We start from the raw sequence: 20,690 nt of genomic DNA, 5'->3' as shown, positions 1-20,690 counted from the left end.
GGCGGATAAGGGGCTATGACAACCTTTTTGTATCGGAGAAACCCTATGCGTCTTGTTAAACCCGCCATCCTGACAGCCTGTATGTCGACCGGTATCGCCGCGCAGGCAAACGCGTGCGACATTGAACATTCCCTACGCTACTCGATCGACGGGCAGGGTGAGCACAGCGTGCATTTGAATGACGTCCTAATCGACAAAGGCGACCATTCAAGCGGTTTCGCGCGGCTCAGCAAAGGGCTGGTGGCCGGCATCAACGAGGTTTCGATCGCGTTCACGGCCCGTGATGCAAACAGCACGGCGCGCTACAGCGTCCACAAAAGCTGCAAGGGCGGCCTTCCAGATGAAACCCCGATTGCGCAGGTTAGCTTTGACAGCACGGCGACCAAGACGCTGCAATTTGACACCGAAGTGCAGGACACCGCAATTTATCCCGGCGTGGAAAGAACCGACGGCTCTGGTCTGATGGCCGCCGTGCAATCGCTGCAGGATGCCATTCGCAGCCGCAATAGCGACGCAGTGTTTGCTTTGCATGGGCCTCTGCTTGCCAACATGGTGGCCAACGGCGCGCCGCTGGAACGGATCAATGCGCATGTCGGCGGTATGATTGCCGAAGGCGAGCTGCACATTCAGGACGAGCTTGAGATGAAAGCTGTTCTGGACGGTCAAGCCTGGCAGGTGGTTGGCCCGCGGGGTGAACCGCCCGTGTCCATTACCCGGACGCATTCTGACGGCACCCATGGGTGGTCAAGTGGTACGTTGTGGATCTTTGTCGACGGAGCATGGGCCATTCTGGAACCCTGAGCGGAGGGTGTCGCGCCTGCGGGCGCAATGCAGCAAATCCCAAGAATTGAAACCCCAGCGCCCCGTTTTGCCCCTCTTCCGTGTCTTATCCAGTGAACTGACAGCAAAAGGGGTATTTGAAATGGTCGGAAAAACACTGATCCTTGGAGCCGGGCGGGGCGTTGGGCGCGCAACGGCGACCGCGCTTGCCAAAAAGGGACGAAACGTTGTTGCGGTATCGCGCTCGGCTGTGGATCTGGACAGTTTATGCGCGGAAACAGACAACGTCACGCCCGAAGTCATGGACGCGTCCGAGGATGGCGCGGTATCGGATCTGCTTGGAAAACACGATCCACACACGGTTCTACATATCGGTGGGATCAAACCGCAGATGGGGCCGATCAGCAGCTATGACTGGTCGGATTTCTGCGCGCCGTGGTTCAACGACACCAAGATAACCTTCGATCTGGCACAGGCCGCGTTGAACGGTGCCATACCGCAAGGCGGTACCGTCCTCACCTTTGCCAGCGGCGCAGCCCTGAACGGATCGCCCTTGTCCGGGGGGTACGCGGGGGCAAAACGTATGCAGCATTTCGTGATGAACTACGCGCAGATGGAAGCAGACAAACGCGGGCTCGGTCTGACCTTCGCCACGATCTACCCCAAACAGTTGATCGCGGGCACCGCCATCGCGCAAGAGGCAGCGAGAGCTTATGGTCAGATGCGCGGCGGCGGTGCGGCCAGCTTCATGCGCCAATGGGACACCCCCCTGACACCCGAGGCGATTTCTGCGCATATGTGCACCTTGGTCGCCCATCCCAAAGCCGGGGCCTATGGCATTGACGGCGCGGGCGTGGAAAACTTGGGGTGACATGAAGCCTGATTTGCCAACGACCAATGCCGCCCTGACCGCTGCACTGACGACACTGCGTCCTGATCTGCATCGCTTTCTGTCGCGTATGATGGGATCCGTCTTTGATGGCGAGGACGTGCTGCAAGACGCAATGCTTGCCGCGCTGCGCGCCATTGAGACGGGGGCTCGGGTCGAAAACCCCCGTGCATGGATGTTTCGGATCGCTCGGAACACCGCGCTCAACGCCATCCGCGCCCGAAAGTCGGAGCAGGCCATGAAATCCCGCCTGAGTCATTTCAAAGAGGTCACACAAACTTTGCCGGTTTCGGGCGGGACGGCGGATACGTTGCGCCCTTTGATGACGCTGACGCCCAGACAGCGCAGCGCTGTTATCCTGTTTGACGTGTTGGGATACAGCGCTAGCGAGGTGGCCGATATCTCGGATTCCAGCATCGACGCGGTCAAGTCGACGCTCAAACGTGGACGCGCGGCGCTGAGATCCGCGCCATCGGAGCAGCTGGGCGATCTGAACGACACTGACAAAGTGCTTTTGGCGCGATACACTGCCTGCTTCAACGCACATGACTTTGATACGATCCGCGCCATGCTGGCGGAGGAGGTGGCGCTTGATGTCGTCAGCATCGAACACCGCACCGGCGCTGAGGCGGTGGGCGGGTATTACTCAAACTACGCGAAGGTGACGGATTGGATGATGGTGCCCGGCCATGTGGACGGGACGCCTACGGTGTTGGTCTTTGACCGTGAAAAACCCGGCATTGCCCCGGTCTATGTCATTCGCCTGACCTTTTCGGACCAAAAACTGCTGCGCATTCAGGACTTTCGCTATGCGCGTTACGTGATGCAGGATGTTCACTGGCGGCGGGTATAACCTGATTGTCTCAGTTCAGGATGATAGACCATTCGCCGTCGATCCTGGCCCAATAGGTGCCAAGGGGCTGTGTCCAGGCGCTGCCATCGTACTTGTAACGGGACGTCAACGCCACATCGTACCCATCGGTCAGGCGTTGGAAGATCCTGCCATCAGCGGCGGGATAAAAGGTACTGTTTTCGGGCAAGTCAAAGATACCTTCTGTCACGGCATGGATCAGATGAGCAACAAGGGCATCCCGATCCAACCCGCCTTCGACACTCCTGTCTATGACAAGTTGCAACGCGCTCAGTACGGCTTGCGCATCCCGCGCAAGGACTGTGTCGCGAAACGCGTCATAGGCCGCAGCCAGCCCGTCAGGGTCCCCGGGTTCCAACGCTTCAAACAGAGGATTGCCGGGTTTCGTCAAATGAACCGAGAATGCCACTTCGCCCCCGCCAGACAGGTCAGCCTTGGAAGACGCCGCTTGACTTCCAAAACCCCCGGCACAGGCGGACCTGATCTGAAACATCGCGCTCTGATCACCTTCAAATCGAATGTGAACCCGGTTTTCGCCCTGAATGTTCCACTCGGCAAAGCCCAGAACGTTTTCATCTGGACCTACGAATTTGCGGTAGTACACGTCATTCAGAAAGATAATCGCGTGGCCGTCTTCGATGCTGAATTCAAGGACGTGTTTTAGATTGCAGCTTTGGGCGGGATGGGCCGCAATAGCAGCCGCAAAAAGGGCTGGTTTCCAAGGAAACATCATCTCTCCTGTCAAATTTTCGCAGAATAGGGTGTCGGCTTTTCCGTCCATCCTGCCCGTGCCGTGTGTCTGTAGTAGGTTGCGCCTCGTATCAAATGTATCACTGTCGCTCGGGTCAGATGCAGCCCTGAGAACCCGAAAAAGTGGTGGAATTACAATTGATACACTCCGCGGCATGCGGATGATACAAAGCGCATTCAGCATCCCCTCATCACGCGAAGATGGGCTGTTTTGCCCTCGCGGCTAGCATGGGGCAGGTCATATGAGCGCGACGAATTTCGTCCTTTTCACGATGGGGGTCGGTGGCACGGCCTTCGCCTTCTGGGGACTCTATACGCAGGCTGGGCAACAAAACTTTGACGGTATGAGCGGCATGATACCGTTCGCCGCTGGGGTTTTGGGCGTGTTGTTTCTGTTTCTGGCCATTCTTTTGGCGGGCTATCAGTATTTCTTTTCACCCATGGCTGTCGCGCCGGTGCCCCCGACTTTTCCTGATGCGCCGCGATACTCAGAGCAAAATCACTGGGTGTTGCTGCTTGCCCTTGTCGCGATGCTAGGCCTGTTTGATCTGTTCTGTCGCCTTACGGTTGGGGTTTCCGGTATCCTAATTGCGATTTCATGGTTCGAGGGCACCGGGTCTCATTGGGTGCTGGGCGCGCTTTTTGTCTTTGTGCTGTTTCTGCACGCCTTGTTTGCATCAACCTCGCTTGTCACCATCCATGCCCGGTATTTTGGCCAACCGGAACGCTCGGTCGTGGTTGGCCATGATTTGCACAACGAGGTGTTCCGGCTCTATCCCGCGGGCGAGATTGTCGCGACGTCCAGCGCCGTCCACGATGACAACGACGTGTTCACCGACCGTTTTTCCGATCTGCGATGGGAGAAAACCCTGCGGTTCGGCCAACGGGCCGAGGATACCTTGGGCTGGCAATCCTTCACCACAGCCGCAGCGATCAAGGCGGGTCTAATGCACTGCCTGACCTTGGCGATCCTCGGGCTGTTCTTTATCGGGCTGATTGGCTGGTCTGTCGACTATCAGGGGGATTTGGGTGATAGCTCGGGCCGACCCCTGGAAGATGGCTTTGCCTGGCTTTGGACCCATCACAGGGCTTTGTTTCTGGGCGCGGTTGTCGGCGGCACAGTCGCGATGATAGCTCTGGCCGCCTCGGTTCATGATCCGAAATTGGTTGCGCAACTTCAACCGGACGAGGTTTTTGCGCAGCTCCCCGATACAATCCAGTCCGGTGCGGTTGTTCAAGGCATTGTTACAGATCACGCCATTGAACAGTTGCATTTCAAAAACCAGTCTGGCCCGCGCGTCTCGCACTACAATGTATTGGTTCGCTTGGATGGGATTTTCGCCCGTCCGGTCTGGATGCGGATCTGCCTGGGCACTCAGAAATCGGTTCGTCTCTGGTTGGAAGGCACCGTCGCACAACAGGAATACGCCCAACCTTTTGTTGTGCAGCAGGATCTGTCGATCATGCCGCAATCGCTTCATGGTCAGCGGGTCGGGATCAGCGGTGAGTAGTTTCGTGCTTAACCCACAAACCAAGTCGCTTTCTTGCAGGATCACATAATGACCACACCCCCTCTCTCATGTTTCTGGAAGGGTTTGTCAGCGGTCTTGTCTACAGTGAATTGCAGCGCACTGCCGGTTAGTGAAGCGTTCGCGCAAACGGTTGCGGATAGTATGATATTGGCTGAAACACCTGTTCAGGAGGAAAAGCTTGAACTGGCTCCGGGCGATGACGGCGACCTTCGCCTTGAATGCCTCGAGGGGACCATGGACGTGATTGTCAACTCGGGGACCTATCGCCTTACCGATGGCGAAATTCTGGCGGTTCCGATTGCCAAACCCAGTGAAGTGGATCTGGAGTGCAGGTTTGCAAATATCAGGTTCTCGGCTGGAACAAAATGCTTTACACGCGGGCATCTTCGCGCGTTCTTTCTAACCGGAATGGCGATTTTGGAATGTTTTGACAGGCCGGTGCCCGCCTCACTTTCTGATCGAAGCTGATTTGGCCTGGAACTGCCTGTCCGAACCCAAATCAGGTTCAAGCCTTGTCTCTTTCCATCTGTTCCGGTCTTTCGATTGGGCGGTTGTCATCTCGGTACAAGGCCAAGTGCGCCCGAATGGCGCCGATGCATTCCGGTAGATCGCGGGCAATGGCGGCGTCATAGATCGCCCGATGTTCACGGCGTGTCAACTGAGAGAAGCCAAACCCTTCAATTCGGGACACCGCGCACATTCGGAAGGTGTCGTAGACCGATTTGTAGATCCGCATCAGCAGATCAGAGTTGCACGCCCCCAACAGTGTGCTGTGAAACACCCAGTCCTGCCGGGACCAGCGTTTGACAAACGGTGTGACATCTTCTGCTTGCTCCATACGCGCCTCGATATAGTCGAGGTTATGATGTGCCGCGTTCAGCGCCATCTCCCATTCGAAATCGCCCTGTTTCAATGCCAGCTCAACCGCTTCGCATTCCAACACCATTCGCAAGTGTGCCGCCTGTTGGAACGTTTCATCTGAGTGTTCCACGGCGCGAAACCCGTGGTTCTTTTCATTTTCGACAAACCCTTCACCGGCCAGGCGTAACAAAGCTTCGCGCAATGCTGCGGTCGAGCATCCGAATTCGTCTTTCAAGTGCTGTGGTTTCAGCCGCTGGCCGGATTTCCAACGCCCCCAAATCAACCCATCGCGCAGGGTGTCGTAAATATCGGCTGATGACGTGCTGTCAGGGGATATGTCCATGCCAAATGCCCTATGGGGCGGTTGTCATGGGGTCAAGAAATTTTGGCGAGAATTTTCCATTTCATTTTGCGGGCCATGTTCCAGAATTCAGGACTTTTGCATCCACCGGAACATTTGGAAATGGTCGAGACAGCGAAACGCCTCTGTCTCAGGTTACCCATCATTACCGCGCGGCGGTGGTGACAAAGAAATAGACCCACTCGCCCTTGAAATCCGGGTTGTCCGCACGGACTTCGGCAATGCGGGTCTTGAGGAATTGCAGATAGCCTTCGGCGGGTTCGACCAAGGGCCGCTCTGTCTGGTAAAGCGGCTCGGACGCGGCGAATGCGACGGCGATTTCCTGACCGTAGGGAGGGCCGATGGTGATGAACAAGCCCGGGTCACCCTGTTGCGCCGCGCCGACCTGTAACCGAGCCTTGGCGGGCGTTAGCTCCATCGGGGTGGAGGTGTTGGGTCTGAGGTGGATCACCTGTCCTTCGGCATCGAAATAATCGACATAGACATAGGCGTCATAATCGGCACCGGTCAGCTCCAGTACTAGTTGCTGGCCGTCAACATAGCGAAAGTCGCGAGCGTGGATATCCTGTCCGATCAGCAGCGGATTGGTGATCTGATCAGTGGATTGCGGCAGGCCCACATCGGCAATCCCGCTGAGCGCGCCGCATTGCGGGCGGGGCAGGATGCGAATGTTGTCATCCACCCGAATGTTGCTGCCCATCTGCGCTTGCAAGGCGGTCAAGACAGGGTTGCGCAATCCATCCTCAGGGATATGACCGATGACTTCCAAAGTATTGCTGTCAGGCCGAAACTGCACCTGAAGCCGCGCGCAGGGCACTTGCGCCAGCAGGCCGTCTATCCCGTCCCGCAGGTCTTGCGCGCTGGCACCGGCATCCTCAGGTCGCATGAAGCTTTGGATCGCAGCCAGTGAGACAGGGTCAATAGGGCCGTCGCCAGAGGTGGAAAAGACCTCGGACGCGCTGGTTTGCGGAACATCAGGGATGGTCTGGGGCAGGGCGACAGGTTCAGGTTGCAGAGGTCGGGCCTTCTGCGCTTTGGGGGCCGTAAGCTGGGCCGCCTGCGCCGCTGGCGGGTTCAGGACTACAGGTTGCGCTGACACTGCAGCCGAAACCAGTTGCACCGCTGCAACCTCAGCCGCTTGCAGCGGCGCGGCCTCGGCGGTGGTCTGAGCAATCACTGTGGCCCCGATGTCCTGAGGCGTTAGAGCCTGCGGCGCGGGTTCGGCGGCCACGACGGCTTGCTGTGGCAGGGGCGCGGCGGTGGCAGAAGACTGCGCGATTGCGCTTTGACCCAGTTGCGCTCCGGTGGCGTCCTGAGCCTGTGCGGCCTCTGGTTCTGGTCGGGCTTCAATGGCCTGACTTTGCTGCACCCGATGCGCTGAAAGCTGCATCCGGGTTTCGGGGACGGGCTGTTCCGCTACGGGATCAGGCTGAACGCTCCAGACAAGGGCGATCGCCCCACCGACATGCAGCAAGACCGAGCTTACCAACCCGATCCCCCATATAACCGGCCCCCGGATCACCGCACCGGCCCCGGTGGCGTCACCACCAGCACCACATCGCGCGCGCCCATCGCCTCGAACTGCGCAATCCGGGGTAAGATCGCGCGCAGGGCGGCGTCTCGGTGGGCGTTGATGCGGATTAGGACGTCCGGCTGCGTCGTCAGCAACGCCTGAATACGCGGTTCGATCTGGTCGGGTTCAATCGCCTCACCGTCCAGCGCCATGGTTCCGTCAGCGGCAACGGACAGGGTGACGCCACCTGCGGGCATGTCCGCACCGGTCAGGGCTGTGGGTGGTGAAACTTCGAAGGGCGCGGTGGCATCCATGCGACCGATCAGCATGAAGAAGACCAGCAGAAAGAACACAACGTCGATCAGGGCAATGATCGTCTCGGGGTGACGGCGCGGGGTGGGGCGGGTGATCTTCATGGGCGCGCCTCAAGCCGGACCACGCGCATGTTCACTGCCCCGGCGCCGGTGACAGTATCCATGACCGAGACAAGCGCTTGCAGTTTGGCCCCACCGGTCGGCAGAATGATGACCTGAAGTGCAGGGTTCGCTGTCAGGCGCGCCGTCATCTCATCGGCTAGTGCGTCCAGCGCCATCGCCTGCCCGCGATGATAGGGCGCCCCATCGCCACCAATACGAACCAGAAAGGTTTCCGAACCCGCCTGACCCGACGATGCCTGCGCAGGCCGATCGGATTGCGCCAGCGCCGGGATCATGTCGAGGTTCAGATAGGTCGACGTCACCATGAAAAAGACCAGCAGAATCAGCATCACGTCAATCATTGGCACCAACGAGATCAAGGGCCCCGTCGGTTTGCGTCTGTTCAGGCTGAGATCGCTGTCCATCGCCATGATCCTAATGCGCGCCGCGCTCCTCCAACACCATCAGACGGCCAACTGCGTTCTCGATGGATTGCGCGCCGGCCTCGGCCCGGCCCGACAAAAGCGAGGCGCCGATGGCGGCCGGAATGGCAACAACCAGCCCCGCAGCGGTGGTCAGCAACGCTTGCCAGATCCCTCCGGCCAGAACCGAGGCGTTGGCTGCACCCTGCGCCAACTCAAGCTCCTGAAACGACTGGATCATCCCAGTGACCGTGCCCAAAAGCCCCAGCAGGGGTGAGATCATGGCGATCAGCTCCAACACACGCAGCCAGCTGTTCATGGCGGCAAATTCCAGATTGCCGCGTCGGGTCAACTCGGCCATCAGGGCGGGGCCCTTGAAGCCGTCGATCAGCGCCTGCATGGCATAGGCGCAGACCCGATCGGCAGGGGATTTCCCCGCCGCAACCGCCTTTTGTGCGGTCTGCCGGTCGCCGCCCGACCATTGAACAAAGGCCGCATCCCGCGCCGGTCCGCCCGCGCGCACCGGGGCTAGCTTTATCACTTTGACGACGATCACCGTCAGCGAGAGCAGGGACAACAGCCCGAGAATGGCGATGATGGGCCCTCCGGTGCCCAGATTTTCCAAACCCGGCATGGCTTATTGCGCCAGATTGGCAGAGGTCTTGCTGTCCAGCGCCAGCAAAGGGAAGCAATCGACCGGGTCCGCGTTCTGCGGTTTGCAGGCGGGCAGATCGTGCAGCAGAACCTCTGATATGTCGGAACAGTCAATCTCGGGGATCTCGAACAATTTCAAAACCGTCCGTTGCACCGGCAAGGGGGCTGCGTCGATCGACAAGAGCCGGTCAATTACCCCGTTGGTATCAAGGATGGCCAGCGACATCTCGAACGCTTCAAAACTGTTGCCGGTCTGGTTTCGAAACAGAAAGAAGGCCCGGCAGCCGCCGGATTCGCCGGGTTCGAACTTGTTCAGCTCGATGGAAAGCTTGCCGTCCTCGGCCTGCGCGGTGACAGCGGCAAGCGACAGCGCAATGGCCGCGAATAGTCGTGATTTCATTCTTCTCCCCATTTTCCGATCTGGCAGTCTTGTTGACCAAACTCGCAAGCCCGTTTGCCGGTGAGACGCGGACCGGGCTTGTCTGATCATTGCAGCAACACCCCGCAGCCGAGAAGAAAAAAATTCCCGTGCAAGACAACTAACTTGGTTAGACATAAGAAAAAACGCGCCTCGGCGCTGGTGCGACCAAGTCATGTCGCAAAAAAAACGTATTTATTAGGTTTGACTTTACACCGGGTATGCGGCTGATTCATCACAGTGACTGCGCATGATGTGCGAAATGTGAGAAAATGTCGTGGCCCTGTGAAGTAGTTCATTTAGGTCGTCAACGATATCACGTTAAGCGGTGCCAACAAACAGACAAGTGGTGAATAACCGCGATGTTATTGGGGAGAGTATGAATTTATCGTCTTATCTGGAGCCCAGAAGCGAAGACCAGCCAAGCGGAGAAAACCTGGAATACGATCCGGCGTTTACCGATCTGGAAATAGCCGCGCAGCCCGGTGAAGAACGGCAGATGGGTGACGAGGTGGTCGCCGCCGAAGAACAGGATTGGGCTGAAGTCGAGACCAAGGCGCTGGCGGTCATGGAGAAAAGCCACGATCTGCGCGCTGCAATCTACCTGGGCGAGGCCGTGCTACACACCAAGGGTCTGCCCGCGTTTGCGACGACCCTGAACTATGCGAAATCCCTGCTTGAGGATTTCTGGGACACTTGCCACCCTGAGTTGGACGAAGACGATGGCGACGCCACGATGCGGATCAACGCGGTGCGTGGTCTGGCCTCGACCGACCGGATGGTGCGGGCGCTGCGGCGCACCGGTCTAACCGACAGCCGCATGTTCGGGCGCATGACCCTGCGCCATCTGGATGTTGTGGATGGCCGGATCAACATGCCCGCCGATCTGGATGATATACCGGATGCCAACGGCGTTGCGGCGGCCTTCAAAGATACCGATGACGAGGTTTTGGCGGCCAATGCCGAGGCAGTGTCTGCTGCGCTGGAAGATGTGGGTGCGATTGATGCGGTGTTTACGGACAAGACACCGGGCGAAGGCCCCAATCTGGACCCGCTGATCGAGGCGCTGAAAAGCATCCGACAGGCCTTGGCAAAATATGCCGATGTAGGCGAGGTTGCCGCCGAAGATGTGGCCGATACAAGTGCCCCCGCCGCAGCCCCGGCTGTTGCGGGCGGTGCCGGTGGCGTGGCCCCTGCGGGTGGCGGTGCGATCAACTCGCCCGATGATGTAACCCGGATGCTGGACCGCATCATGGACTATTACGCGCGGTGCGAGCCTTCCAGCCCGCTGCCAGTTTTGCTGGAACGCGCCAAGCGGCTGGTCAACGCGGACTTTCTTACGATTATCGAGGATATGGCCAAGGAAGGTCTGGACGAAGTGCGCCAGATTGGCGGCCTGAAAACCGATGATGACGACCATGGATTTTAATCCACTTCCGGCAAGGCCGGGGCGTGGACGGACACAAAAAACTGACGGATGAATCGAGGAGCAACAGATGGCTGACAGTTCACAAAAATTCATAGCCCGGAACAGGGCTCCGAGGGTTCAGATCGAATATGATGTGGAGCTTTACGGCGCCGAGAAAAAGGTACAGCTGCCCTTCGTCATGGGCGTCATGAGCGATCTGGCGGGCAAGTCCGAGGTGGAACAGCCTGCTGTTGCCGACCGGAAATTCCTGGAGATTGACGTCGACAATTTCGACGACCGGATGAAGTCGATGGCCCCGCGTGCCGCCTTTACCGTGCCCAACACGCTGACCGGTGAGGGAAATCTGGCCGTGGATATCACTTTTGAAAGCATGGATGATTTCAGCCCCGCCGCCATCGCGGCCAAGGTCGCACCGCTGAAAGAGCTGCTGGATGCGCGCACACAGCTGTCCAACCTGATGACCTATATGGACGGGAAAACCGGGGCCGAAGATCTGATCTCGAAAATCATGCAGGACCCAAGCCTGCTGAAGACACTTGCTGCGCAGCCCAAACCGGGCGGCGACGCTGCCGAGGAGGAATAAAAGATGGCCGATCAAGAAGCCAAGGTAGAAGCCACTGAGGGCGCAACAGCGTTCGGGTCCTCGGAATTCGAGGCTCTGCTGACTAAGGAATTCCGCCCGAAATCGGATCAGGCGAAAACCGCCGTTGAAAGCGCGGTCAAGACGCTGGCCGAACAGGCGCTGGCCAATACCGGCCTGATCTCGGACGACGCGCTGCGCTCGATCGAAGGGATTATTGCCGAGATCGACAAAAAGCTGACCGAACAGGTCAACCTGATCCTGCACCATGAAGAATTCCAGCAGATGGAAAGCGCGTGGCGCGGTCTGCACTATCTGGTGAACAACTCTGAAACCGACGAGATGTTGAAAATCCGCGTGATGAACATCTCGAAGAAAGACATGCACAAGACCCTGCGCAAGTTCAAAGGGACGGCATGGGATCAATCGCCGATCTTCAAGAAGCTCTATGAGGAAGAATTCGGCCAGTTCGGTGGCGAGCCCTATGGCTCGCTGGTGGCCGATTATCATTTCGACCACAGCCCACAAGATATTGAGCTGTTGGGCGAGATGTCCAAGATCGCAGCCGCAGCCCATGCGCCGCTGATCACTGGGGCCAAGCCCAGCCTGTTCCAGATGGACAGCTGGTCGGAACTGGCCAACCCGCGCGATCTGACCAAGATCTTCCAGACCCCGGAATACGCCGCATGGCGGTCCCTGCGCGAAAGCGAGGATTCCAAATATGTTGGTCTGGCGATGCCGCGTTTCCTGGGCCGTCTGCCCTACGGCTCCAAAACCGAACCGGTCGAGGAGTTTGCGTTTGAGGAAGATACCAGCGGCGCCAACAGCGACAGCTATAGCTGGGTCAACGCGGCCTATGGCATGGCGGTGAACATCAACCGGTCGTTCAAGGAATATGGCTGGTGCTCGCGCATTCGCGGTGTGGAAAGCGGCGGTACGGTCGAAGGCCTGCCCGCGCATACATTCCCGACCGACGATGGCGGCGTGGACATGAAGTGCCCGACCGAGATTGCAATCTCGGATCGGCGCGAGGCGGAACTGGCCAAAAACGGTATGATGCCTCTGATCCACCGCAAGAACACCGACTCGGCCACATTCATCGGCGCGCAATCGCTGCACAAGCCTGCGGAATATGATGATCCGGATGCCAGCGCGAACGCCAATCTGGCCGCGCGTCTGCCTTATCTGTTCGCCACCTGCCGCTTTGCGCATTACCTGAAATGCATGGTGCGCGACAAAGTCGGGTCGTTCAAAAGCCGTCAGGACATGGAAAGCTGGTTGCAGGAATGGATCAACCAGTATGTTGACTTCAACGCCGACATTTCCGCCGAAGCCGAGAAGGCACGCAAGCCGCTGGCCTCGGCCGAGGTTGTGGTCGAAGACGTCGAGGGCAACCCCGGCTATTACTCCTCCAAGTTCTTCCTGCGGCCGCATTATCAGCTTGAGGGCCTGTCGGTATCGCTGCGCCTCGTGTCTAAGCTGCCGTCCGAAAAGTCCGGTTAAATCAAAAACTTCGACGGCATGTGAAGTGGTTCACTGCCGTCGAATCAAACCTCGCATATCTCAGTGACATCACTAGTCCTTAAAGGAAGGTAAAATGGAAAACGTATTCATCAAAATGGACTTCCCCGGTGAAGCCCGTGAAAAACAACACTCTGGCTGGATCGCTTGTAAAGAGATCAGCTGGGAAGTTGCGCGTACCCTGGATATGGGTGACATGGGCACAACCCAACGTGGATACGCGAACGCGAATTTTGGTAAGGTCTCATTGACGACTGAGCTGAGCCAAGCGTCGGCCAAGCTGATGACGTATGTTGCCTCGGGCCGCGCCAACAAAGAGATGAAAATTCACCTCTGCCGGTCGGGCGATGACGAAAAGAAAGGCATGGAGCCTTACCTGATCTTCACTCTGCGCGACGCTATCGTCGACAGCTATTCGGTCTCGGGCGGTGAGGAATCCATTCCGTCGGAAAACTGGACTGTTGCCTATCGCGGTATCTCGATCAAATACCGCATTGCCGATTTCAGAGACGGCAAGCTCAGCGATTGCAACGAGTTCAAGTGGAACCTGGAAACCGGCGACGTCAGCTGATTTTCCCCACGATCCGGGCTTTGGCGGTATGTGCCGCCCAAGCCCACATTACCCAATTCTGACGATACGAGGGCCGCATGACGCCGGAAGACCATCTAAGAACAGGCGATCTGACTGCCACGCTTGCCGCCCTGCAAGACAAGATCCGCGCAAATCCCGCAGATGCGAAGCTGCGGATTTTCCTGTTTCAGCTGCTTTGCGTTCTGGGTGACTGGAAACGTGCGATCACCCAGTTAAAACTGAGCGCGGAAATGGACGAAGCGGCCACGATGATGGCCAAGACCTACCGCGAGGCAATCATCTGTGAGGTCTACCGCGAAAAGGTCTTTGCGGCGGAAAAGACGCCGATGATCTTTGGCGAACCCGAAGAGTGGCTGGCCCATCTGATCGAGGCGCAGAAACTGACTGCGGGCGGCAACTTCGATCAGGCGGCCGAGATGCGCGCCAAGGCTTTTGACGCGGCTCCTGCCACTTCGGGCACCGTGAATGGTGAGCCGTTCGAATGGATCGCCGATGCCGATATGCGGCTGGGTCCTGTACTTGAGGTCATCGTGAACGGGCGCTATTTCTGGCTGCCTTTCGCGCAGATTTCACGGCTTGAGATTGAGGCCCCCAGCGACCTGCGCGACGCGGTCTGGACCGCCTGTACCCTAACTGTTGCCAGCGGCGGCGAAGTCGCGGCGCTGATCCCGACGCGCTATCCCGGCACGACCCAGCAGGGCGACGACGCTGCACGGTTAGCCCGCGCGACAAGCTGGGTGGATGCGGGGTCCGAGACATTCGTGGGGCTGGGCCAGCGTCTGCTGACGACGGATCAATCGGATGTTGCGCTGCTGGATGTGCGCGAACTGGTACTGAACGTGGCCACCGAGGCCGGGGAAGCGGCAGGAGATGGCTGAGAAGACCCTTGCCGAACGCCTTCAGCCTTCGCTGCTGGACCGGCTGACTGACAATGCGCCGGACCAGTTGAAAGAAGGGCGCGAAGCGCGGGTCATCGACGTCGGGCGTCTGCGCGAGATTATCCAGCGCGACCTGTCGTTGCTGCTCAATACCACCGATCAGTCCGATCTGATTGATGAAGATATCTATCCCAATGCGGCCAAATCGGTTCTGAACTATGGCATCCGCGAAACCTCGGGAGCGTTTTCGACCTTGCGGCAGGCGCAGCGTATTCAGCGCTCGATTTCAGATGCGATTGAGGCGTTCGAGCCCCGGATCGTCAAGGGTTCGGTCTCGGTTGATTTGCGCTCTGAAAAGGGATCGGGCGAGATGCACGTGGAATATGACATCCGTGCCGTGATGTGGGCGCAGCCAATGCCGCTGGAACTCTATCTGCGCAGCCGGGTCGATGTAACGACCGGCGAAGTCGCAATCGAGCGGAGCTAGCGAGATGGACACACGGCTTCTGAAACACTACGAAACCGAATTGGCCTTTCTGCGTGAAATGGGGGCCGAGTTCGCGGCGGCCTATCCCAAGATCGCATCCCGTCTGGGCATGGAGGGAATCGAGGTCGTCGACCCCTATGTGGAACGTCTGCTGGAAGGCAGCGCTTTTCTGGCCGCGCGGGTGCAGCTTGAGCTTGAGATGCAGTTCCCGGCCTTTACGTCGAACCTGCTGGAAATTGTCTATCCCCATTATCTCGCGCCAACGCCGTCCATGATGGTGGTGCAGTTCGAACCGGATGTGGCCAATGCGGCGCTGAAGGAAGGTTATGACATTCCGCGCGGCACACCGTTGCGTTCGCATCTGGCCGAGGGCGAACAGACCGCCTGCGAGTTCCGCACCTCAGCGGACATGACCATGTGGCCGATCGAGATTACCGAGGCCGAATATATCGACGGTCGCGGTGAGCTGGTCGCGGCAGGAGTGGCTAGGGATACCGAGGCACGGGCCGGTATTCGCCTACGGCTGAACCGCACTGACGGCGCGCCGATGGCCGAGCTGGCGCTGGACAACCTAGTGCTGCATCTGGACACGCAAGGCGGCAAGGCCTGGTCACTGCATGAATTGCTGGCGACCCAATGCGTGGGCCTGACCGGGCGTTCGACCGATCGCCGCGCCGATTGGGCTGTGCGTTTGCCCGCGGCGGATGTGACCCCCAAAGGGTTTGAACGCGACGAGGCCCTGTTGCCGACCCCACGCCAGTCCTTTGACGGCTACCGCCTGCTTCAGGAATATTTTGCCATGCCCGAACGGTTCCTGTTCGTGGAACTGACAGGTCTGCAGCCGGCTTTGCAGAATTCGGCAGGCACGGATGTCGATATCTATATTCTCTTGCAGGACGGTATGCGCGATGTGGCCCCAGCGGTCACCCCTACGGCTTTTGCGCTGAACGCAGTTCCGGCGGTGAATCTGTTCCACCGCCGCTGCGACCGGGTGCATCTGACGCAGATGGACACGCAGCACCATGTGGTGCCGAACAGGACGGCCGGTCTGGACTACGAGATTTTCTCGATCCAGCGTGTCATCGGCATCAAATCAGATGATGAGGGCGACATCCCCTTCCGCCCCTTCTACAGCGACACAGACCTGACCGCAGCGGGCGACAACCACAGTGCCTATTACACGATCAAGCGGCGGATGCGACAGCGCAACGAAAAGGAACGCCTGCGCGGGGTACGCACGTCCTATCTGGGGTCCGAAGTCTATCTATCTTTGGTGGACCGGGCCGAGGCGCCGTATCCCGGCACGCTGGATCAGCTTGCGGTCGAGGCGCTGTGTTCGAACCGTGACCTGCCGATGCTGCTGGCAGCCGGTGGGGCGGATGTGTTTCATCTGCCCGAAGGTGGCCCGGTCAAATCAGTACGCACGCCGGTAACGCCGACCCGGCCCCATGCCACGTTGGCGCAGGGCGACGCGGCGTGGAAACTAATCAGTCATCTCAGCCTGAACTACCTATCCATCTCGGGCGATGGCAAGGAGGGCGGAGCCGGGGCGCTGCGCGAATTGCTGGGCATTTACGCGCCGTTGGGTAACCGCGTGACCGAGAAACAGCTTGAGGGCGTCGTCTCGGTCAACAGCCGCCCGATCGTGCGCCGCATGAGCGACGAGGTAATAAGCACCGCCGTACGCGGGCTCGAGATCACGCTGGGCTTTGACGAAAGCTTTTACGAAGGCACCAGCGTCTACGTTCTGGGCGCAGTGCTGGAACGGTTTTTCCGCAAATACACCACGATCAACAGTTTCACGGAAACCGTTCTGAAGACCGAAAGACGAGGAGAGATTGCCAGATGGCGACCGGCAGCGGGTCTGGGCAGGGTCATTTGAACCTGCTTGCCGCTCTGGCGGCGCATCCTGAAAGGCATCACGTCTTTCAGGCGCTTCGCGTGATCGAGGCGCATTATGCTGACGCGCCCCGTCTTGGGGAATCGCGCCGCCCGCGCGAGGACAAAGTGCGGCTGGGGCAAGAGGTCTCGCTGGCCTTCCCGCCCAGCACGCTGACCCGGTTTGAACCTGCCTCGGATGATGCACCGGGCAAGCTGAGCAACTTGTTCTTTGGCTATTTCGGCCCGCAGGGGCCCTTGCCACTGCATCTGACCGAATTTGCCCGCGACCGGCTGCGCAACCACCGCGACCCGACCTTTGTGGCCTTTGCCGACATGCTGACGCACCGGATGCTCAGCCTGCTGTATCGCGCCTGGTCTGCCGCTGAACCCGCACCCAGCTTTGATCGCGGCGATGATCCCTTTGAACAGAGGGTGGCCGCACTGGCCGGGTACAAAGGCACCGGCTTCGATAATCGAGACGCGATGTCGGACATGTTGCGGCGCTTCTTTGCGGGGCATTTGGGGTCAGGTACCAAAACGGCTGAAGGCCTGATCGCGATCCTGTCCGACTATTTCGGCGTCGAGGCACATGTGCAGCAATTCGTCGGCACCTGGCTGGAGCTAGAGCCCGACGACACATGGCAATTGGGTGCACCTGCGCGGCTGGGGCAATCCACCAGTATCGGCAACCGGGTCTGGTCGCGGTCTGCTAAGTTTCGCATCCGTCTGGGGCCCGTCTCGCTGGAGGACTACAAACGCCTGCTGCCTGGCGGGGTGTCGCAAAAACGTCTTGAAGCGATCCTGCGCACCTATGTCGGTGACACGCTGGATTGGGAGGTCAATCTGGTGCTGGCCGGTGACGAGGTGCCGCGCGCCTCGCTGGGCGGTACAACCCAATTGGGCCACACAAGCTGGATTAGAACCCGCGATGACCCGGACGAGGCCCGTCCGGATGCAGAGGATCTGATCCTATACCCCGGATACATGAACCAAGAATTCGAGGCCGACAAATCGGCCCCCAACGAGAGGTATTGAAGATGACGGAAATCAGCCGCGTGTCGCTGTTTGGCAAGCTGAACAAGCTGGGCTATCAGGCGATCGAAGGGGCCACCGTATTCTGTAAGATGCGGGGCAACCCTTATGTCGAAATCCAGCACTGGCTGCACCAGATCCTCAACGGTCAGGACAGTGATATTCACCGCATCATCCAGCATTACGATCTGGACCCCGGCAAGATCGCTTCCGAACTGACCCGTTCGCTGGACATGCTGCCGCGCGGGGCGTCTTCGATCTCGGACCTGTCGGATCATCTTATGGACGCGATGGAGCGGGGCTGGGTCTGGGGCTCGCTTCTTTATTCCGACAGCAAAGTGCGGACTGGGTATCTGATCCTCGGCATGCTCAAGACGCCTGCGTTGCGCAACATTCTGGCCAGCATGTCGCCGGAACTGGCGAAAATCGGCGCTGATGATCTGGCGGACAGCTTTGGTGAGGCCACCGAAGGCTCGCCCGAAGACACGCTGGGTGCGCAGGATGGCTCGAATGTTGGTGGCGGGGCCGAGCCGGGCGAGGCCAGCGGCGCGATGGCCCCCGGTGCCATGGGCAAGGGCGAGGCGTTGGAGCAATTCTGCACCGACCTGACCGAACAGGCCCGCAACGGTGAGATTGACCCGATTGTGGGCCGGGATGAGGAAATTCGCCAGATCGTCGATGTGTTGATGCGCCGCCGTCAGAACAACCCGATCCTCACGGGTGAGGCCGGGGTGGGTAAGACCGCCGTTGTCGAAGGGTTCGCTCTGCGGATTGCGCGTGGCGATGTGCCGCCTGCGCTGAAAGATGTGCGCCTGCTGGTGCTGGATGTGGGTCTGTTGCAGGCTGGTGCCAGCATGAAGGGAGAGTTTGAAAACCGTCTGCGTCAAGTGATTGACGAGGTGCAGGCCAGCCCAACGCCGATTGTGATGTTTGTCGATGAAACGCATACTCTGGTGGGCGCGGGTGGCGCCGCTGGCACGGGCGACGCGGCCAACCTGCTGAAACCGGCGCTTGCACGGGGCACGTTGCGCACCATCGGCGCGACCACATGGGCGGAGTACAAGAAATACATCGAAAAAGACCCGGCTCTGACCCGGCGATTCCAAGTTGTGCACGTCGAAGAGCCCGATATCCCCAAGGCGGTTCTGATGATGCGCGGCATTGCCTCAATGTTGGAAAAACACCACCGCGTGCAGGTATTGGATGAGGGGATCGAAGCGGCGGTGACTCTGTCCGCCCGCTATATCCCCGCGCGGCAATTGCCGGACAAATCAGTCAGCTTGCTGGACACGGCCTGCGCGCGGGTCGCGGTGTCTCAGCACGCGGTTCCGGCCGAGGTCGATGACAGCCAGCGCCGGATTGAGGCTCTGACCACCGAGTTGGAGATAATCGAACGGGATGAAACTGCTGGATATGACGTCGCCGACCGGCGCGAGGCGGTGAATGCCGCAAAAGAGGCGGAAGAGGCGCGGTTGGCCGAACTCAACGGGCGTTGGGAAGCCGAAAAGAAAGTGGTCGAAGACATCCTCGATCTGCGGGCTAAACTGCGCGCCGGCGGACAGGAGGTCGAAGGCACCGGCACCGCCGAAGGCGAAGCCGCGACCGAAGAAGCACCGGGTGCACAACCCATCGACCGCGACGCGCTGCTTGCGGAACTGAAGGCCAAGAACGCCGAGTTGGAAGAGGTGCAGGGCGACAGCCCCCTGATCCTGCCCATCGTTGATCATCAGGCCGTGGCCAGCGTTGTCGGCGACTGGACCGGTATACCCGTGGGTCGCATGGTCAAGGATGAGATCGAGACGATCTTGAACTTAGAAGACCGTCTGGCGCAGCGCGTCATCGGTCAGGATCACGCGATGAAGATGATCGCCAAGCGGGTGCAGACCAGCCGCGCGGGGCTCGACAACCCCAACAAGCCCATAGGTGTCTTTATGCTCGCAGGTACCTCGGGTGTCGGTAAAACCGAAACCGCGCTGGCGCTGGCTGAGGTGCTTTACGGGGGCGAACAGAACGTCATCACCATCAACATGTCCGAATATCAGGAGGCCCATACGGTCAGCAGCCTGAAAGGCGCGCCTCCGGGTTATGTCGGCTATGGCGAGGGTGGTGTTTTGACCGAGGCGGTGCGACGCAAGCCGTATTCCGTGGTGCTGTTGGATGAGGTCGAAAAAGCCCACCCCGACGTACACGAGATTTTCTTTCAGGTCTTCGACAAGGGCGTGATGGAGGATGGCGAAGGCCGTGTGATCGACTTCAAGAACACGCTGATCCTGCTGACCTCGAATGTCGGCACCGAAATGATCATGGATATGTGCGCCGATCCCGACCTGATGCCCGAACCCGAAGGCATGGCCAAAGCGCTGCGCGATCCGCTGCTGAAAGTGTTCCCTCCCGCCCTTTTGGGACGTCTGGTGACGATCCCCTATTACCCGCTTAGCCCCGATATGCTGGGCGAGATCACCAAGCTGCAACTGGGCCGCATCAAGAAACGCGTACAAGAGGCCCACGGCGTGCCGTTCGAGTACACGGATGCGGTGGTCGAAGAGATCGTCAACCGCTGTCAGGAGTTGGACAGCGGTGGGCGCATGATTGACGCGATTGTGACCAACACGATGCTGCCCGACATATCTGCCGAATTCTTGCGTCGTATGATGGAAGGGCACGAGGTGTCGAAAGTCACGATCGACGTCAAGGACAATGATTTCACCTATGGTTTTGACTGATCCCCGGCCACACCGGGCAGAAAAAACTCTGTTCTGAAATTGAGTTCACAGAAGGCGCCTTAAGAACTGTGGTTGTTTGAGGCGTCACTGCAAAAGGGAA

21 protein-coding genes are annotated in these 20,690 nt (G+C 59.0%); 14 read left to right on the top strand and 7 right to left on the bottom strand.

Annotated features, from left to right (window positions below):
• Positions 1–45: 45 nt before the first annotated feature.
• The 3 genes from GOV80_RS07550 (at position 46) to GOV80_RS07540 (ending at position 2,522) form a co-directional block, all read left to right on the top strand.
• A complete protein-coding gene (locus GOV80_RS07550; protein WP_170775582.1) occupies positions 46–801 on the top strand; it encodes a hypothetical protein in 756 nt (251 codons plus the stop codon).
• A gap of 121 nt (positions 802–922) precedes the next feature.
• Complete coding sequence (locus GOV80_RS07545) at positions 923–1,651, top strand: SDR family oxidoreductase (protein WP_170783630.1); 729 nt, start codon at positions 923–925, stop codon at positions 1,649–1,651.
• Positions 1,614–2,522, top strand: coding sequence for a sigma-70 family RNA polymerase sigma factor (locus GOV80_RS07540; protein ID WP_170783628.1), 909 nt, complete (start codon positions 1,614–1,616; stop codon positions 2,520–2,522). Before GOV80_RS07545 ends, GOV80_RS07540 begins: the two co-directional genes overlap by 38 nt.
• 10 nt (positions 2,523–2,532) lie before the next feature.
• Here GOV80_RS07540 and GOV80_RS07535 read toward each other — a convergent pair whose 3' ends face one another.
• Entirely contained in the window at positions 2,533–3,270 is a 738-nt protein-coding gene (locus GOV80_RS07535; protein ID WP_170783627.1) for a hypothetical protein, read from the bottom strand.
• A 262-nt stretch (positions 3,271–3,532) separates the two neighbouring features.
• Between GOV80_RS07535 and GOV80_RS07530 the strand changes: the two genes are divergently transcribed.
• Together GOV80_RS07530 and GOV80_RS07525 are read left to right on the top strand one after the other, a co-directional pair.
• Positions 3,533–4,801 (top strand): hypothetical protein, encoded by a 1,269-nt coding sequence (locus tag GOV80_RS07530; protein WP_170783625.1) that lies wholly within the window; start codon positions 3,533–3,535, stop codon positions 4,799–4,801.
• 48 nt (positions 4,802–4,849) lie between these two features.
• The gene (locus tag GOV80_RS07525) at positions 4,850–5,290 is read left to right on the top strand and encodes a hypothetical protein (protein WP_170783623.1); all 441 of its coding nucleotides are present in this window, start codon (positions 4,850–4,852) and stop codon (positions 5,288–5,290) included.
• A gap of 37 nt (positions 5,291–5,327) precedes the next feature.
• Here GOV80_RS07525 and GOV80_RS07520 read toward each other — a convergent pair whose 3' ends face one another.
• The 6 genes from GOV80_RS07520 to GOV80_RS07495 all read right to left on the bottom strand — a co-directional run bounded on the left by GOV80_RS07520 (position 5,328) and on the right by GOV80_RS07495 (position 9,449).
• Positions 5,328–6,026: a GntR family transcriptional regulator gene (locus GOV80_RS07520; protein ID WP_170783621.1), complete on the bottom strand. Its 699-nt coding sequence runs from the start codon at positions 6,024–6,026 to the stop codon at positions 5,328–5,330.
• Between the two features lie 163 nt (positions 6,027–6,189).
• Positions 6,190–7,533 (bottom strand): DUF4384 domain-containing protein, encoded by a 1,344-nt coding sequence (locus GOV80_RS07515; RefSeq protein WP_170783620.1) that lies wholly within the window; start codon positions 7,531–7,533, stop codon positions 6,190–6,192.
• Between the two features lie 29 nt (positions 7,534–7,562).
• Complete coding sequence (locus tag GOV80_RS07510; RefSeq protein WP_170783618.1) at positions 7,563–7,973, bottom strand: ExbD/TolR family protein; 411 nt, start codon at positions 7,971–7,973, stop codon at positions 7,563–7,565.
• Positions 7,970–8,398, bottom strand: a complete 429-nt coding sequence (locus GOV80_RS07505) for an ExbD/TolR family protein (protein ID WP_170783616.1) — start codon at positions 8,396–8,398, stop codon at positions 7,970–7,972. The genes GOV80_RS07510 and GOV80_RS07505 overlap by 4 nt, the downstream gene beginning before the upstream one ends.
• A gap of 10 nt (positions 8,399–8,408) precedes the next feature.
• Positions 8,409–9,029: a MotA/TolQ/ExbB proton channel family protein gene (locus GOV80_RS07500; RefSeq protein WP_170775562.1), complete on the bottom strand. Its 621-nt coding sequence runs from the start codon at positions 9,027–9,029 to the stop codon at positions 8,409–8,411.
• Positions 9,030–9,032: 3 nt separating this feature from the next.
• Complete coding sequence (locus GOV80_RS07495; protein ID WP_170775560.1) at positions 9,033–9,449, bottom strand: hypothetical protein; 417 nt, start codon at positions 9,447–9,449, stop codon at positions 9,033–9,035.
• A gap of 397 nt (positions 9,450–9,846) precedes the next feature.
• Here GOV80_RS07495 and tssA point away from each other — a divergent pair, with 397 nt between their 5' ends.
• The 9 genes from tssA (at position 9,847) to tssH (ending at position 20,590) form a co-directional block, all read left to right on the top strand.
• The gene (gene tssA / locus GOV80_RS07490) at positions 9,847–10,896 is read left to right on the top strand and encodes a type VI secretion system protein TssA (RefSeq protein WP_170783614.1); all 1,050 of its coding nucleotides are present in this window, start codon (positions 9,847–9,849) and stop codon (positions 10,894–10,896) included.
• Positions 10,897–10,963: 67 nt separating this feature from the next.
• Positions 10,964–11,479, top strand: a complete 516-nt coding sequence (gene tssB / locus GOV80_RS07485; protein ID WP_170356373.1) for a type VI secretion system contractile sheath small subunit — start codon at positions 10,964–10,966, stop codon at positions 11,477–11,479.
• Positions 11,480–11,482: 3 nt separating this feature from the next.
• A complete protein-coding gene (gene tssC / locus GOV80_RS07480) occupies positions 11,483–12,979 on the top strand; it encodes a type VI secretion system contractile sheath large subunit (protein WP_170775556.1) in 1,497 nt (498 codons plus the stop codon).
• Between the two features lie 94 nt (positions 12,980–13,073).
• Positions 13,074–13,568, top strand: coding sequence for an Hcp family type VI secretion system effector (locus GOV80_RS07475; RefSeq protein ID WP_170775553.1), 495 nt, complete (start codon positions 13,074–13,076; stop codon positions 13,566–13,568).
• Positions 13,569–13,645: 77 nt separating this feature from the next.
• A complete protein-coding gene (locus tag GOV80_RS07470; RefSeq protein ID WP_170783611.1) occupies positions 13,646–14,467 on the top strand; it encodes a type VI secretion system accessory protein TagJ in 822 nt (273 codons plus the stop codon).
• Entirely contained in the window at positions 14,460–14,954 is a 495-nt protein-coding gene (gene tssE, locus GOV80_RS07465) for a type VI secretion system baseplate subunit TssE (protein WP_170783609.1), read from the top strand. The genes GOV80_RS07470 and tssE overlap by 8 nt, the downstream gene beginning before the upstream one ends.
• Before the next feature lie 4 nt (positions 14,955–14,958).
• Positions 14,959–16,836: a type VI secretion system baseplate subunit TssF gene (gene tssF, locus GOV80_RS07460; protein ID WP_170783607.1), complete on the top strand. Its 1,878-nt coding sequence runs from the start codon at positions 14,959–14,961 to the stop codon at positions 16,834–16,836.
• A complete protein-coding gene (gene tssG, locus GOV80_RS07455) occupies positions 16,800–17,870 on the top strand; it encodes a type VI secretion system baseplate subunit TssG (RefSeq protein WP_170775544.1) in 1,071 nt (356 codons plus the stop codon). The genes tssF and tssG overlap by 37 nt, the downstream gene beginning before the upstream one ends.
• Before the next feature lie 2 nt (positions 17,871–17,872).
• Positions 17,873–20,590 (top strand): type VI secretion system ATPase TssH, encoded by a 2,718-nt coding sequence (gene tssH, locus GOV80_RS07450; RefSeq protein WP_170775542.1) that lies wholly within the window; start codon positions 17,873–17,875, stop codon positions 20,588–20,590.
• Positions 20,591–20,690 lie beyond the last annotated feature (100 nt).

Source organism: Ruegeria lacuscaerulensis, assembly GCF_013034685.1.
GTDB classification, from domain to species: Bacteria; Pseudomonadota; Alphaproteobacteria; order Rhodobacterales; family Rhodobacteraceae; genus Ruegeria; species Ruegeria lacuscaerulensis_B.
The sequence above is the reverse complement of the archived record's forward strand: the minus strand, read 5'-3'. Positions and strand labels throughout refer to the sequence as shown.

Bases quoted from the DNA above. Each gene is read 5' to 3' on its own strand.
- tssC (WP_170775556.1), top strand. From the start codon at position 11,483: ATGGCCGATCAAGAAGCCAAGGTAGAAGCCACTGAGGGCGCAACAGCG.
- GOV80_RS07545 (WP_170783630.1), top strand. From the start codon at position 923: ATGGTCGGAAAAACACTGATCCTTGGAGCCGGGCGGGGCGTTGGGCGC.
- GOV80_RS07540 (WP_170783628.1), top strand. From the start codon at position 1,614: ATGGCATTGACGGCGCGGGCGTGGAAAACTTGGGGTGACATGAAGCCT.
- GOV80_RS07550 (WP_170775582.1), top strand. From the start codon at position 46: ATGCGTCTTGTTAAACCCGCCATCCTGACAGCCTGTATGTCGACCGGT.
- tssH (WP_170775542.1), top strand. From the start codon at position 17,873: ATGACGGAAATCAGCCGCGTGTCGCTGTTTGGCAAGCTGAACAAGCTG.
- GOV80_RS07475 (WP_170775553.1), top strand. From the start codon at position 13,074: ATGGAAAACGTATTCATCAAAATGGACTTCCCCGGTGAAGCCCGTGAA.
- GOV80_RS07500 (WP_170775562.1), bottom strand. From the start codon at position 9,029: ATGCCGGGTTTGGAAAATCTGGGCACCGGAGGGCCCATCATCGCCATT.
- GOV80_RS07525 (WP_170783623.1), top strand. From the start codon at position 4,850: ATGACCACACCCCCTCTCTCATGTTTCTGGAAGGGTTTGTCAGCGGTC.
- tssA (WP_170783614.1), top strand. From the start codon at position 9,847: ATGAATTTATCGTCTTATCTGGAGCCCAGAAGCGAAGACCAGCCAAGC.
- tssF (WP_170783607.1), top strand. From the start codon at position 14,959: ATGGACACACGGCTTCTGAAACACTACGAAACCGAATTGGCCTTTCTG.
- tssE (WP_170783609.1), top strand. From the start codon at position 14,460: ATGGCTGAGAAGACCCTTGCCGAACGCCTTCAGCCTTCGCTGCTGGAC.
- GOV80_RS07470 (WP_170783611.1), top strand. From the start codon at position 13,646: ATGACGCCGGAAGACCATCTAAGAACAGGCGATCTGACTGCCACGCTT.
- GOV80_RS07535 (WP_170783627.1), bottom strand. From the start codon at position 3,270: ATGTTTCCTTGGAAACCAGCCCTTTTTGCGGCTGCTATTGCGGCCCAT.
- GOV80_RS07520 (WP_170783621.1), bottom strand. From the start codon at position 6,026: ATGGACATATCCCCTGACAGCACGTCATCAGCCGATATTTACGACACC.
- GOV80_RS07510 (WP_170783618.1), bottom strand. From the start codon at position 7,973: ATGAAGATCACCCGCCCCACCCCGCGCCGTCACCCCGAGACGATCATT.
- GOV80_RS07495 (WP_170775560.1), bottom strand. From the start codon at position 9,449: ATGAAATCACGACTATTCGCGGCCATTGCGCTGTCGCTTGCCGCTGTC.
- GOV80_RS07530 (WP_170783625.1), top strand. From the start codon at position 3,533: ATGAGCGCGACGAATTTCGTCCTTTTCACGATGGGGGTCGGTGGCACG.
- tssG (WP_170775544.1), top strand. From the start codon at position 16,800: ATGGCGACCGGCAGCGGGTCTGGGCAGGGTCATTTGAACCTGCTTGCC.
- tssB (WP_170356373.1), top strand. From the start codon at position 10,964: ATGGCTGACAGTTCACAAAAATTCATAGCCCGGAACAGGGCTCCGAGG.
- GOV80_RS07505 (WP_170783616.1), bottom strand. From the start codon at position 8,398: ATGGACAGCGATCTCAGCCTGAACAGACGCAAACCGACGGGGCCCTTG.